11 protein-coding genes and 2 tRNA genes are annotated in these 13,981 nt (G+C 53.3%); 1 reads left to right on the plus strand and 12 read right to left on the minus strand.

From position 1 onward, the window contains the following. Window positions 1–70: 70 nt before the first annotated feature. The 8 genes from pnp to ACOQH0_RS20240 all read right to left on the minus strand — a co-directional run bounded on the left by pnp (window position 71) and on the right by ACOQH0_RS20240 (window position 9,294). A complete protein-coding gene (gene pnp, locus ACOQH0_RS20205; protein WP_089599830.1) occupies window positions 71–2,203 on the minus strand; it encodes a polyribonucleotide nucleotidyltransferase in 2,133 nt (710 codons plus the stop codon). 242 nt (window positions 2,204–2,445) lie between these two features. Further along, the gene (gene rpsO / locus ACOQH0_RS20210; protein ID WP_003861789.1) at window positions 2,446–2,715 is read right to left on the minus strand and encodes a 30S ribosomal protein S15; all 270 of its coding nucleotides are present in this window, start codon (window positions 2,713–2,715) and stop codon (window positions 2,446–2,448) included. Window positions 2,716–2,870: 155 nt separating this feature from the next. After that, window positions 2,871–3,821: a tRNA pseudouridine(55) synthase TruB gene (truB, locus tag ACOQH0_RS20215; RefSeq protein WP_172701276.1), complete on the minus strand. Its 951-nt coding sequence runs from the start codon at window positions 3,819–3,821 to the stop codon at window positions 2,871–2,873. Further along, window positions 3,821–4,225: a 30S ribosome-binding factor RbfA gene (rbfA, locus tag ACOQH0_RS20220; RefSeq protein WP_010435986.1), complete on the minus strand. Its 405-nt coding sequence runs from the start codon at window positions 4,223–4,225 to the stop codon at window positions 3,821–3,823. The genes truB and rbfA overlap by 1 nt, the downstream gene beginning before the upstream one ends. An 89-nt stretch (window positions 4,226–4,314) precedes the next feature. Beyond that, on the minus strand, window positions 4,315–7,002 hold the full coding sequence (infB, locus tag ACOQH0_RS20225) for a translation initiation factor IF-2 (RefSeq protein WP_089599828.1): 2,688 nt from the start codon (window positions 7,000–7,002) through the stop codon (window positions 4,315–4,317). Window positions 7,003–7,026: 24 nt separating this feature from the next. Continuing rightward, on the minus strand, window positions 7,027–8,529 hold the full coding sequence (gene nusA, locus ACOQH0_RS20230) for a transcription termination factor NusA (RefSeq protein ID WP_089599826.1): 1,503 nt from the start codon (window positions 8,527–8,529) through the stop codon (window positions 7,027–7,029). Window positions 8,530–8,557: 28 nt separating this feature from the next. Then, window positions 8,558–9,010, minus strand: a complete 453-nt coding sequence (gene rimP, locus ACOQH0_RS20235; RefSeq protein ID WP_032639709.1) for a ribosome maturation factor RimP — start codon at window positions 9,008–9,010, stop codon at window positions 8,558–8,560. Between the two features lie 207 nt (window positions 9,011–9,217). Beyond that, a tRNA-Met gene (locus ACOQH0_RS20240) sits at window positions 9,218–9,294 on the minus strand. 287 nt (window positions 9,295–9,581) lie between these two features. Here ACOQH0_RS20240 and argG point away from each other — a divergent pair. Then, window positions 9,582–10,928, plus strand: a complete 1,347-nt coding sequence (argG, locus tag ACOQH0_RS20245; RefSeq protein WP_010435998.1) for an argininosuccinate synthase — start codon at window positions 9,582–9,584, stop codon at window positions 10,926–10,928. 153 nt (window positions 10,929–11,081) lie between these two features. Here the strand turns inward: argG and ACOQH0_RS20250 are convergent. From ACOQH0_RS20250 to folP, 4 genes are all read right to left on the minus strand, one after another. Next, window positions 11,082–11,168, minus strand: a tRNA-Leu gene (locus ACOQH0_RS20250). Between the two features lie 9 nt (window positions 11,169–11,177). Continuing rightward, complete coding sequence (gene secG, locus ACOQH0_RS20255; RefSeq protein WP_003861803.1) at window positions 11,178–11,510, minus strand: preprotein translocase subunit SecG; 333 nt, start codon at window positions 11,508–11,510, stop codon at window positions 11,178–11,180. 223 nt (window positions 11,511–11,733) lie between these two features. After that, a complete protein-coding gene (gene glmM, locus ACOQH0_RS20260) occupies window positions 11,734–13,071 on the minus strand; it encodes a phosphoglucosamine mutase (RefSeq protein WP_010436000.1) in 1,338 nt (445 codons plus the stop codon). Then, a complete protein-coding gene (gene folP / locus ACOQH0_RS20265; protein ID WP_010436001.1) occupies window positions 13,064–13,912 on the minus strand; it encodes a dihydropteroate synthase in 849 nt (282 codons plus the stop codon). Before folP ends, glmM begins: the two co-directional genes overlap by 8 nt. Window positions 13,913–13,981 lie beyond the last annotated feature (69 nt).

Consider the following 13,981-nt stretch of genomic DNA (forward strand, 5'->3'; position numbering starts at 1 on the left):
CCCCCGGCGGCTTAACAAGGCGTCCTGCCTGATAATAAACCCTCCGCCGAAGCGGAGGGCAAATGCTACCTTACTCGCCTTGTTCTGCGGCTGGCGCTTCTGGCGCAGCGGCAGGAGACTGCTCGGTTGCTTCTTTAATGCTCAGACGGATACGGCCCTGACGGTCAACTTCCAGAACCTTAACCGGCACTTCCTGACCCATCTGCAGGTAATCGGTCACTTTCTCAACGCGCTTGTCAGCGATCTGAGAGATGTGAACCAGACCTTCTTTACCGCCACCGATGGCAACGAATGCACCAAAGTCAACGATACGGGTCACTTTACCGGCATAGATACGGCCCACTTCGATCTCTGCAGTGATCTCTTCGATGCGGCGGATAGCGAATTTCGCTTTTTCGCCGTCGGTTGCTGCGATCTTCACAGTACCGTCATCTTCGATTTCGATCGTGGTGCCAGTCTCTTCGGTCAGCGCACGGATTACGGAACCGCCCTTACCGATAACGTCTTTGATCTTGTCTGGATTGATCTTGATGGTGTGGATACGCGGAGCGAACTGAGAAATGTCGCCACGTGGCGCGTTAATCGCCTGTTCCATCACGCCCAGGATGTGCAGACGCGCACCTTTAGCCTGGTTCAGAGCAACCTGCATGATCTCTTTGGTGATACCTTCAATTTTGATATCCATCTGCAGCGCAGAGATACCTTCGCGGGAACCCGCGACTTTGAAGTCCATATCGCCCAGGTGGTCTTCGTCGCCCAGGATGTCAGACAGAACAACAAAGTTGTCGCCTTCTTTCACCAGACCCATAGCGATACCAGCCACAGCGGCTTTGATTGGTACGCCTGCATCCATCAGCGCCAGAGAGGCACCACACACGGAAGCCATGGAAGAAGAACCGTTAGATTCGGTGATTTCAGAAACCACACGCACGGTGTACGGGAATTTGTCAGCTTCTGGCATCACTGCCAGTACGCCGCGCTTCGCCAGACGACCGTGACCAATTTCACGACGCTTCGGCGAGCCAACCATACCGGTCTCACCTACGGAGTACGGAGGGAAGTTGTAGTGGAACAGGAAGCTGTCAGTACGCTCGCCCATCAGTTCGTCGATGTTCTGTGCGTCACGTGCGGTACCCAGGGTCGCGGTAACCAGCGCCTGCGTTTCGCCACGGGTGAACAGTGCGGAACCGTGAGTACGAGGCAGTACGCCAGTACGAACGTCCAGACCACGGATCATGTCTTTTTCGCGGCCATCGATACGCGGTTCGCCTGCCAGTACGCGGCTACGAACGGTGTTTTTCTCGATAGCGTGCAGAATTTCGCTCAGCTCGTTAGCGTCCAGGGATTCATCTTCAGCCAACAGCGTCGCGATGGTTTCAGATTTGATGACGTCAACCTGAGCGTAACGCTCTTGTTTGTCGGTGATGCGGTATGCATCGCTCAGACGTGCGCCTGCCAGTGCAGCAACGCGTGCATTCAGCGCGTCGTTAACCGCTTCTGGCTGCCAGTCCCAACGTGGTTTACCGGCTTCTTTCACCAGGTCGTTGATGTTCTGGATAACGATCTGCTGCTGGTCGTGGCCAAATACCACAGCGCCCAGCATCTGGTCTTCGCTCAGCAGTTCAGCTTCGGATTCAACCATCAGAACCGCTGCTTCAGTACCGGCAACCACCAGGTCCAGCTTACTTTCTTTCAGCTCTTCCTGGGTTGGGTTCAGCACATACTGGTCGTTGATGTAGCCAACGCGCGCGGCACCGATTGGGCCATTGAATGGAATACCAGACAGTGACAGGGCAGCGGATGCGCCGATCATAGCAACGATGTCCGGGTTAACCTGTGGGTTAACGGAAACAACGGTCGCGATAACCTGTACTTCGTTAACGAAGCCTTCCGGGAACAGTGGACGAACCGGGCGATCAATCAGACGCGCGATCAGGGTTTCGCCTTCGCTTGGACGGCCTTCACGACGGAAGAAACCACCCGGGATTTTACCGGCAGCGTAGGTACGCTCCTGGTAGTTAACGGTCAGCGGGAAGAAGTCCTGACCTGGTTTAGCTTTTTTCTGGCCAACAACGGTAACGAATACCGCGGTGTCATCCATGCTTACCATAACGGCAGCAGTAGCCTGACGTGCCATCATGCCGGTTTCCAGCGTGACGGTATGTTGACCATACTGGAATTTACGAACTATCGGATTCAGCAAAGTTCTGTCCTTTCTTAAATGTATGACAGCACACCACAGGTGTGCTGACGATTTAACCCGACCTTCTTCGCATCCTCGCGACTAATGACAACCGACACCCCCTTGGGTGAAGCCTCTCATTAGCCGCGCGAACCTCTGCAATGAAGATCATTTATAGCAACAATACAATAGTTTCCAGTGAATTGCTGCCGTCTGGTTGAAAAAAGGGGCCATCAGGCCCCCTTTTCTGAAACTCGCAAGACTTAGCGACGCAGACCCAGACGCTCGATCAGCGCGGTGTAACGTGCAACATCTTTACGTTTCAGGTAGTCGAGCAGTTTACGACGCTGAGAAACCATACGCAGCAGACCACGACGGCTGTGGTGATCTTTTTTGTGCTCTGCAAAGTGACCCTGCAGGTGGTTAATCTGTGCAGTCAGCAGTGCAACCTGAACTTCGGTAGAACCGCTGTCGTTAGTACCACGACCAAACTCAGAAACGATTTTAGCTTTAGCTTCAACGCTTAGAGACATTTTCAAACTCCAGAATATAAAGAATGTAAGGATGCCGATCTCTAATTCAGCAATCCCAGTATACGACTAACACATTGTTAAACAATTTGCAGATCGTTAAGCGGCGATATTCTACTCGTCTCCCCTGCTTATCGCAAGGTGAGGTGTTATCGCCGTCACGCTTCGATCGGATACTCGACGACCAGACGACGCGGCGCAACGCGCCCTTCACCGTCCATTTCGCCCATACCGATGAATTTCCCGTCGTCACCTTCCGTCACGCGTACCAGCCCTTCAAGCGGCGCATCCGCCGTACGAACCGGGTTGCCGTTCTTAAAGTAAACGGACGATGTTAAAGGAAGATTAACGATCGGGAAGTCCGCCGCCGGACTGTCCATTGGCATCAGCAAGGGATCCAGCAATTCTGCTGGCGCTATTCCCTGCACTTCCGCCTGTTCAACCAGCTCGCGAAGATGCTCAAGCGTCACCATGCGTTCGACCGGATACTTGCTGACAGCCAGACGACGCAAGTAAATCACATGCGCCCCGCAGCCCAGCTTTTCACCGAGGTCATCGATGATGGTACGAATATAGGTGCCTTTCGAACAGTGTACTTCCAGCTCCAGCTCATCGCCTTCATGTCGAATGAACAGCAGTTCATACACGGTAATCGGACGGGCTTCACGCGGAACGTCGATGCCCTGGCGCGCATATTCGTAGAGCTTCTTGCCCTGATATTTCAGCGCCGAATACATCGACGGCACCTGCATCGTGTCACCACGGAAGCTTTCCAGCGCCGCATCAAGCTGCTCTGCGCTGAAGGTCACCGGGCGCTCTTCCACGACCTGGCCATCCGCGTCGGAGGTATCCGTGCGCTGGCCCAGTTTAGCGATAACGCGATAACGCTTATCGGAATCCAGCAGATACTGGGAGAACTTTGTCGCCTCTCCCAGGCAAACCGGCAGCATACCGGTCGCCAGCGGATCCAGCGCGCCCGTATGGCCCGCACGGTTAGCGTTAAAAATACGCTTCACTTTTTGCAGTACGTCGTTGCTGGATGCGCCCTGTGGTTTATCCAGCAGCAGTACGCCATGCACGTCGCGACCGCGACGACGAGGACGACTCATCAGTCCTCCTTGCTGTCGTCCGCTGGGTTCACACGACGCTCATCGTCATGTTTCACCACGCTGGTCACCAGGTTGGACATGCGCATACCTTCTACCAGCGAGTTATCGTAGAAGAAGGTCAGCTCAGGCACGATACGCAGACGCATCGCTTTGCCGAGCAGAGAGCGGATGAAACCAGATGCTTCCTGCAGCGCTTTAATGCCGTTTTTCACCGCGGCTTCGTCCTGATCGTTCAGGAAAGTCACGAACACTTTGGCATAAGCCAGATCGCGGGACATCTCAACGCCAGACACGGTGGTCATCATACCAATACGCGGGTCTTTAATTTCACGTTGCAGAATGAGTGCGATCTCTTTTTGCATTTCCTGCGCTACGCGCTGAGGGCGACCGAATTCTTTCGCCATAATAAATTCTCCAGACAAAAAAGGGGCTAAAAGCCCCTTTTAAAATTATTGCCGGGTGGCGCGAGGCGATCCCGGCTTACAATCGGTAATTAAGCGATGGTACGCTGAATTTCGATGATCTCGAACACTTCGATCATATCGCCAACGCGAACGTCGTTGTAGTTCTTCACGCCGATACCACATTCCATGCCGTTACGGACTTCGTTAACGTCATCTTTGAAGCGGCGCAGGGATTCCAGCTCGCCTTCGTAGATAACCACGTTGTCACGCAGTACGCGGATTGGGTTGTGACGCTTGATGTTACCTTCGGTAACCATACAGCCCGCGATCGCACCGAATTTCGGTGATTTGAACACGTCACGTACTTCAGCCAGACCGATGATCTGCTGTTTCAGCTCAGGAGACAGCATGCCGCTCATCGCTGCTTTCACTTCGTCGATCAGGTTATAGATGACGGAGTAGTAGCGCAGATCCAGGCTTTCAGCTTCAATCACTTTACGCGCAGACGCATCCGCACGAACGTTGAAGCCAACCAGGATAGCGTTAGAGGCAGCAGCCAGGGTTGCGTCGGTTTCGGTGATACCACCTACCCCAGAACCGATGATCTTCACTTTCACTTCGTCGGTAGACAGTTTCAGCAAGGAGTCGGAGATCGCTTCCACAGAACCCTGAACGTCAGCTTTCAGAACAACGTTCACTTCGTGAACTTCGCCCTCGGTCATGTTCGCGAACATGTTCTCGAGTTTAGATTTCTGCTGACGAGCCAGTTTAACTTCACGGAATTTACCCTGACGATACAGTGCAACTTCGCGCGCTTTCTTCTCGTCACGCACAACGGTCACTTCGTCACCGGCAGCCGGAACACCGGACAGGCCCAGGATTTCCACTGGAATGGACGGACCCGCTTCCAGGACTTCCTGACCCAGTTCGTTACGCATCGCACGAACGCGGCCGTATTCGAAGCCACACAGAACGATGTCGCCTTTGTTCAGCGTGCCTTCGCGAACCAGAACGGTTGCAACCGGACCACGACCTTTATCCAGGAAAGATTCGATAACCGCGCCGCTTGCCATACCTTTACGAACCGCTTTGAGCTCCAGAACTTCAGCCTGCAGCAGGATAGCGTTCAGCAGGTCGTCAATACCGGTACCCGCTTTTGCAGATACTGGGATGAACTGTGCTTCACCGCCCCACTCTTCCGGCATAACGCCGTACTGAGACAGTTCGTTCTTCACGCGATCCATATCGGCTTCTGGCTTATCGATTTTGTTGACTGCAACAACCAGAGGTACCTGCGCCGCTTTTGCGTGCTGGATAGCTTCAATGGTCTGTGGCATCACGCCATCGTCTGCCGCAACAACCAGTACAACGATATCCGTTGCCTGAGCACCACGAGCACGCATTGAGGTAAACGCTGCGTGGCCTGGGGTATCCAGGAAGGTGATCATGCCGTTTTCGGTTTCTACATGGTAAGCACCGATGTGCTGGGTAATACCACCCGCTTCGCCGGATGCCACTTTAGTAGAGCGAATGTAGTCAAGCAGAGAGGTTTTACCGTGGTCAACGTGACCCATGATGGTCACAACAGGTGCACGCGGTTCAGCCGCTGCGCCAGTGTCACGGTCGCTCATTACTGCTTCTTCCAGCTCGTTTTCACGACGCAGGATAACTTTGTGGCCCATCTCTTCAGCAACCAGCTGTGCGGTTTCCTGGTCGATGACCTGGTTGATGGTCGCCATTGCACCCAGCTTCATCATCGCTTTGATGACCTGAGAGCCTTTAACGGCCATCTTGTTAGCCAGATCGCCAACGGTGATGGTTTCACCAATCACAACGTCACGGTTAACGGCCTGAGCTGGCTTCTGGAAGCCCTGCTGCAGAGCGGAACCTTTACGCTTGCCGCCTTTACCACCGCGAACGGCTGCACGCGCTTCTTCACGGTCAGCTTTAGATTCAGCGTGCTTGTTACCTTTTTTCGCTGGACGCGCGGCTTTGGTGTTGCGACCACGGCCACGGCCGCCTTCAACTTCACGGTCGTTGTCGTCTTCAGCCTGACGCGCGTGCTGAGAAGTGGTCACATGATAGTCGCTGGTGTCTTCAGTCGTTTCAGCGGTATTCACGCCATTCTTCTCGTTTTCTTCTGCCATACGGCGCGCTTCTTCAGCAACACGGCGAGCTTCTTCTTCCAGCTTACGGCGGGCTTCTTCTTCCGCTTTACGCTTCAGCTCGGCAGCTTCATTTTCACGGCGGGCTTTTTCAGCCTGGGCGGTTTTGGTCATTTCGTCTGTCTGTTGATTGCTCACTTTGTCTTTTTCCGCAGCGTCACGCTTCACTTTATCACTTGCGTCGCGTTTCGCTTTTTCTGCGGCCTCACGTTCAGCTTTTAATTCTGCTTCACGTTTGGCGGTTGCTTCCGCCGCACGCTGAGCTTGTTCTTCCGCTTCACGCTGTGCCTGCTCTTCCGCAGCAAGGCGTTCTGCCTCTTGCGGATCACGTTTTACAAAGGTGCGCGTCTTGCGGACTTCAATTTGTACCGATTTACTTTTGCCACCGGTACCAGGGATGTTTAACGTGCTACGCGTTTTGCGCTGCAGCGTTAACTTGTCAGGCGTAGAGCCGTGTTCACGGTTCAGGTGCGTTAACAAGGTTTGTTTTTCTTGCGCGGTCACCGAGTCATCAGCGGACTTCGGGATCCCTGCATCAGCAAATTGCTGTACCAGGCGGTCCACGGAGGTCTGAATCTCAGCAGCCAGCGATTTTACAGTTACATCAGTCATGCTGTTCCTTCCTGCTACAGTTTATTACGCTTCGTCGCCGAACCAGCAAATATTACGTGCGGCCATGATGAGCTCGCCGGCTTTCTCGTCGGTTAAACCTTCGATATCAGCCAGGTCATCAACGCCTTGCTCAGCGAGATCTTCCAGCGTACAAACACCACGGGCAGCCAGCTTGAACGCAATCGCACGATCAAGACCTTCCAGATTCAGCAGGTCATCAGCCGGCTTCTTATCGCCAAGGCTTTCTTCCTGAGCCAGTGCCAGGGTGGTCAGTGCGTTTTTAGCGCGTTCACGCAGGGCTTCAACAGTCTGTTCATCCAGACCGTCAATTTCCAGCAGCTCTTTCATTGGCACATAGGCCAGTTCTTCCAGCGTAGAGAAACCTTCTTCAACCAGAACAGTGGCGAAATCTTCGTCAATATCGAGGTATTTAGTGAAGGTATCGATCGCCGCATGGGCTTCAGCCTGATGCTTAGCCTGCAGGTCGTCAACGGTCATCACGTTGAGTTCCCAGCCGCTCAGCTGTGACGCCAGACGTACGTTCTGACCGTTACGGCCAATCGCCTGCGCCAGGTTGCCCGCTTCTACAGCGATATCCATGGTGTGTTTGTCTTCGTCAACAACGATAGACGCTACATCAGCCGGAGCCATTGCGTTGATCACGAACTGCGCCGGGTTGTCGTCCCACAGAACGATATCGATACGCTCGCCGCCCAGTTCGGTCGAAACCGCCTGAACACGCGCGCCGCGCATACCGACGCAAGCACCGACCGGGTCGATACGCTTGTCGTTGGTTTTCACCGCGATTTTCGCACGGGAACCCGGATCGCGAGCCGCCGCTTTGATCTCAATAACTTCTTCACCGATTTCCGGCACTTCGATACGGAACAGTTCAACCAGCATTTCTGGTTTAGAACGGGTCACGAACAGCTGTGCACCACGCGCTTCAGGACGCACGGCGTACAGAACACCACGGATACGGTCGCCTGGACGGAAGTTTTCACGCGGCAGCATGTCTTCGCGCAGGATTACGGCTTCAGCGTTACCCGGCATCCCTTCGGATTTGATCTCCAGAGAGATGTTGTCGCGATTCACTTTCTTCACCACGCCGGTGATGATTTCGCCTTCCTGATCGCGGAACTGATCGACAACCAGCGCGCGCTCGGCTTCGCGAACTTTCTGCACGATAACCTGTTTAGCGGTCTGGGTCGTGATACGGTCGAAGGTCACAGATTCAATCTGATCTTCAACGTATTCACCCACGTTCAGACTTTCGTCTTCATAACGCGCCGCTTCCAGCGTGATCTCTTTGGTCGGCTGGGTCACTTCTTCAACGATTACCCAACGACGGAATGTATCGAAGTCACCGCTTTTACGATCGATTTCTACGCGAACATCGATCTCTTGTTCGTATTTTTTCTTGGTTGCTGTAGCCAGTGCACTTTCCAGCGCTTCGAAAATCTTCTCACGCGGCAGTGATTTCTCGTTGGAGACGGCTTCAACAACAGCCAAAATTTCTTTGTTCATCGCGGGCTTTTCACCTCAATCCAGACTGTTAAAAGTGGGGAACCAGGTTCGCCTTCTGGATATTACTCAGCGCGAACACTTCATCTTTGCCGTCGACTGTCACCGTGATCATTTCACCATCAACGGCTTTGATAATTCCCTGCCATTTACGGCGGTTCTGTACGGCCATACGCAGAACGAGAGCCACTTCTTCACCGGTAAAGCGCACATAGTGCTCGGCCGTGAACATCGGGCGATCGAGGCCAGGTGAGGAAACTTCCAGGTTGTACGCAACGGTAATCGGGTCTTCAACATCAAGAACCGCACTCACCTGGTGGCTAACATCAGCACAATCATCAACATTGATGCCATCTTCACTATCAATATAGATGCGCAGCGTCGATGTACGGCCGCGAACGAATTCGATGCCGACCAGTTCGTAGCCCAGTGCTTCGACCGGTGCAGTAATCATCTCTGTTAATTTTTGCTCTAATGTGGACAAGCCCACCCCCAAGACATAAAAAAAGGGCGTAAAGCCCAGTTATTCTGTAGTCAGATAACAAAAAACCCCGATAAATCGGGGCTTTAGATAACTGAACCCTATAGCCACAACTGTGGCCTGGAGCACTCTCCGAAAGAATTTTTTCAAATCCAGCTACGAAGGCTCTAAGTCTTCACAGTATATTTGAAAAAGAACTTTATGGGAAAGTGGTTGCGGGGGCCGGATTTGAACCGACGACCTTCGGGTTATGAGCCCGACGAGCTACCAGGCTGCTCCACCCCGCGCCTGAAACGTGGCAAATTCTACGCGTTTTAGGTAGAAAATGCAAATAATGCTGGGATTTGGTACCGAAGACGGGACGTAAAATCGGCGTTCAGTATATTGATAGTTGACCCCGCCTGTCAAGGCGACTTCCGCCAGATCGATTAGACCAAATTTTTTACAAAAAACGCATGAGTCTCTTCCGGTCTTCGGCAAAAGATGATTAAATGAATACTCACTTATTTTGCATAAAAATGCACAAGAGAGCGAAAGCGGTCTCTAATCAGTCAATCAAGCAGGGTTTTATTATATGACGACGATTCTCAAGCATCTTCCGGTAGGACAACGTATTGGCATCGCTTTCTCAGGCGGCCTGGATACCAGCGCTGCACTGCTGTGGATGCGCCAAAAGGGAGCGGTTCCGTATGCATATACTGCGAACCTGGGACAGCCAGATGAGGAAGATTATGACGCGATCCCTCGTCGTGCCATGGAGTATGGCGCAGAGAACGCACGACTGATTGACTGCCGCAAACAGCTGGTAGCCGAAGGTATCGCTGCGATTCAGTGCGGTGCTTTTCATAACACCACTGGCGGCCTGACCTATTTCAATACCACTCCGCTGGGCCGCGCCGTGACGGGCACCATGCTGGTTGCCGCCATGAAAGAAGATGGCGTGAATATCTGGGGTGACGGCAGTACCTATAAAGGCAACGATATCGAACGTTTCTATCGTTATGGCCTGCTGACCAACGCCGAGCTGCAGATTTACAAACCGTGGCTGGATACTGACTTCATCGACGAACTGGGTGGTCGTCATGAGATGTCTGAATTCATGATTGCCTGCGGTTTTGACTATAAGATGTCCGTCGAAAAAGCGTACTCCACCGACTCCAATATGCTGGGTGCAACGCACGAAGCGAAAGACCTGGAATTCCTGAACTCCAGCGTGAAGATCGTTAACCCGATCATGGGCGTGAAGTTCTGGGACGAGAACGTCAAAATTCAGGCTGAAGAAGTCACCGTACGCTTCGAGCGCGGCCATCCGGTTGCTCTGAACGGTAAAACTTTCTCAGACGACGTTGAGCTGATGCTGGAAGCTAACCGCATTGGCGGTCGTCACGGTCTGGGCATGAGCGATCAGATTGAAAACCGTATCATCGAAGCGAAAAGCCGTGGCATCTATGAAGCCCCGGGAATGGCGCTGCTGCACATCGCTTACGAGCGCCTGCTGACCGGTATTCATAACGAAGACACTATCGAACAGTATCACTCTCATGGTCGTCAGTTGGGTAAACTGCTGTACCAGGGCCGCTGGTTCGATCCGCAGGCGCTGATGCTGCGTGATGCACTGCAGCGTTGGGTGGCAAGCGCGATCACCGGTGAAGTAACGCTGGAACTGCGTCGCGGCAATGACTACTCCATCCTGAATACCGTGTCTGACAACCTGACCTATAAAGCAGAACGTCTGACCATGGAGAAAGGTGATTCGGTCTTCTCTCCGGATGACCGTATCGGTCAACTGACCATGCGTAACCTGGACATCACCGATACCCGTGAGAAGCTGTTCAACTATATTGAGAATGGCTTGCTTTCCGCGAACTCAGGTAACGGACTGCCGCAGGTTGAGAACCTGGAACACAGCGATAAGAAGTAATCGACTGCAAGACATGCAAAAGGCGCCCAACAGGCGCCTTTTTTATTTGGTATTTTTAGGGCGGGTAAGCGCAGCGCCACCCGTCATTTTGGCCGCCACCACAATATACAGACGAAAAAAAAGACGTCTTGCGACGTCTTTCTTCTGGAATATTGGTACCGAGGATGGGACTCGAACCCACAAGCCCGTTAGGGCACTACCACCTCAAGGTAGCGTGTCTACCAATTCCACCACCTCGGTACTGAATACTTACTGCGGGATATCGCTGGTCGGCTTAGCCGGTGCAGCTGGCTGAGTTTGCTCAGTTTTCGCTGGCGCGCTCAGATTTTCCCACTCGCTTCCTTTACTGGTCTTGTTGCTGTTGATATTACCCAGCACCAGACTGATGATGAAGAACAGCGTAGCCAGAATCGCCGTTGTACGGGTCATGAAGTTCGCAGAACCACTTGAACCAAACAGCGTACCGGAAGCGCCTGCTCCGAAGGAGGCTCCCATATCAGCGCCTTTACCTTGCTGCAGCATGATCAGCGCTACAAGAGCGATGGCTACAATAAGGAAAATAACTAAAAGAGCTTCGTACATAATCAACCTGTTCCTTGCGGATTTGCCGCATACCAATGCTTCGACCAATTAGCAGGATTTTTGTTTCCCACTGAAGCGGGTGTGAATACTAACCAAAGCGAATGACCTTCGCAAGGGCATTTTCGACGCATTGTATCAACTGCGGAAAAAAACAGCAAAAAGCCATTAAATGCTTAAAACAAAGGCGGCAAGCGCCGCCTTTTTAAACACTTACTGTGAAAAGTTATGCAGCTTTCACCGCATCCGCAATGCGATGCGCGAATTCAGTCACCTGCGCTTCGTCTTCGCCTTCAACCATCACGCGAATCAGTGGCTCGGTACCCGATTTACGCAGCAGTACACGGCCACGATTGCCCAGGGCCGCTTCAACGTCAGCCATCACCGCTTTCACGTTGTCATTTTCAAGCGGATCGCCTTTACCCGCTGTGAAACGCACGTTAACGAGGATTTGCGGGAACATCTTCATACCGCTGCAGAGATCGTGCAGGCTCATATGGTTGCGCGCCATGGCAGCAACAACCTGCAGACCCGCCACGATGCCGTCACCGGTGGTGGTTTTATCGAGCAGGATCACGTGACCGGAGTTTTCCGCACCGATTCGCCAGCCCTTCTCCTGCAATTTTTCCAGCACATAGCGGTCTCCCACTTTCGCGCGGACAAACGGAATACCGAGCTGTTTCAGCGCCAGCTCAAGGCCCATGTTGCTCATCAGCGTACCTACCGCGCCGCCACGCAGCTGCCCTTGACGCAGACCTTCACGTGCAATGATGTAGAGGATCTGATCGCCGTCGACCTTGTTACCTTCGTGGTCAACCATGATCACACGGTCACCGTCGCCATCGAGAGCAATACCCAGATCGGCTTTTTCCGCCAGCACGCGCGCCTGCAGGGCACGCACGTCCGTCGCTCCCACTTCTTCGTTGATGTTAAGACCATCCGGCTCACAGCCGATGGTGATGACTTTCGCACCCAACTCGCGGAAAACATTCGGAGCAATGTGGTAGGTCGCGCCGTTTGCACAGTCCACCACAATTTTAAGATGGGCCAGACTCAGCTCATTCGGGAAGGTGCCTTTGCAGAATTCGATATAGCGACCCGCGGCATCGACGATACGGTTCGCTTTACCCAGCTCAGCGGAGTCGACACAGGTGATCTCTTTTTCCATTTCCGCTTCAATGGCCTCTTCAACATCATCCGGCAGCTTGGTGCCGTCAATGGAGAAGAACTTGATGCCGTTGTCGTAGAACGGGTTATGAGAAGCCGAGATAACAATCCCCGCTTCCGCACGGAAGGTGCGCGTCAGGTAAGCCACAGCAGGCGTTGGCATTGGGCCTGTAAAGGAGGCAGAAAGCCCCGCCGCTGCCAGACCGGCTTCCAGCGCAGATTCCAGCATATAGCCTGAAATACGGGTGTCTTTACCGATGATGATCTTACGGGAACCATGACGTGCAAGCACCTTGCCAGCAGCCCAACCCAGCTTCAGGACAAAATCAGGGGTGATTGGAGCATCGCCTACGCGCCCACGGATACCATCGGTACCAAAATATTTACGATTACTCATAGCGTTTGTTTTCCTTCGCTGCCAGTGTGGCTTCCACCACACGCATGGCTTCTACTGTTTCTTTTACGTCATGGACACGAATAATGTGCGCGCCTTGCATCGCCGCGATCACCGCGCAGGCCAGGCTACCACTCAGGCGTTCACTCGGCCCCACATTCAGCAACTGCCCAATCATCGACTTTCTCGACATCCCCACCAACAACGGCAGGCCGAAGTGATGAAATTCTGATAAGCGCGCAAGCAGCGCATAATTGTGAGAGAGATTTTTACCGAAACCGAACCCCGGGTCGAGCAGCAATTTCTCTTTTGCGATACCCGCACGCTCGCAGCGCGCAATATGCTCAATAAAGAAGCGATTCACATCGGCAAAGACATCGTCGTACTTCGGCGCTTCCTGCATGGTTTTCGGCTGCCCCTGCATGTGCATCAGGCAGACCGGTAGGCCAGTTTCCGCCGCCGCCTCAATCGCGCCAGGCTCAGTCAGTGAGCGAATGTCATTGATAATGTGAGCGCCCACTCTCGCCACTTCACGAATCACCTCAGGTTTCGACGTGTCAACGGAGATCCACACCTCAAATCGCTGAGCAATAGCCTCAACCACGGGCACCACGCGCGCCAGCTCTTCTTCCACAGAAACGTCCGCCGCGCCCGGGCGCGTCGATTCTCCACCGACATCAATGATGGTGGCACCTGCATTGATCATTAAATTTGCGTGCTTAACCGCCTCGATAAGCGTGTTATGCGTGCCGCCGTCAGAGAAGGAGTCAGGGGTAACATTCAGGATCCCCATCACATGCGGATGCGAGAGATCGAGATGCGAGTCCTGGGCGAAGAGTTTCATGGCTAAAATCCCTGGTATTTATAAGGTTTAACGGATAAGAAAAACCCCGGAGCAAGCTCCAGGGTTTGA

Origin of the sequence: Enterobacter sp. JS8-1 (assembly GCF_049187015.1) — a bacterium.
Lineage (GTDB): Bacteria > Pseudomonadota > Gammaproteobacteria > Enterobacterales > Enterobacteriaceae > Enterobacter > Enterobacter mori.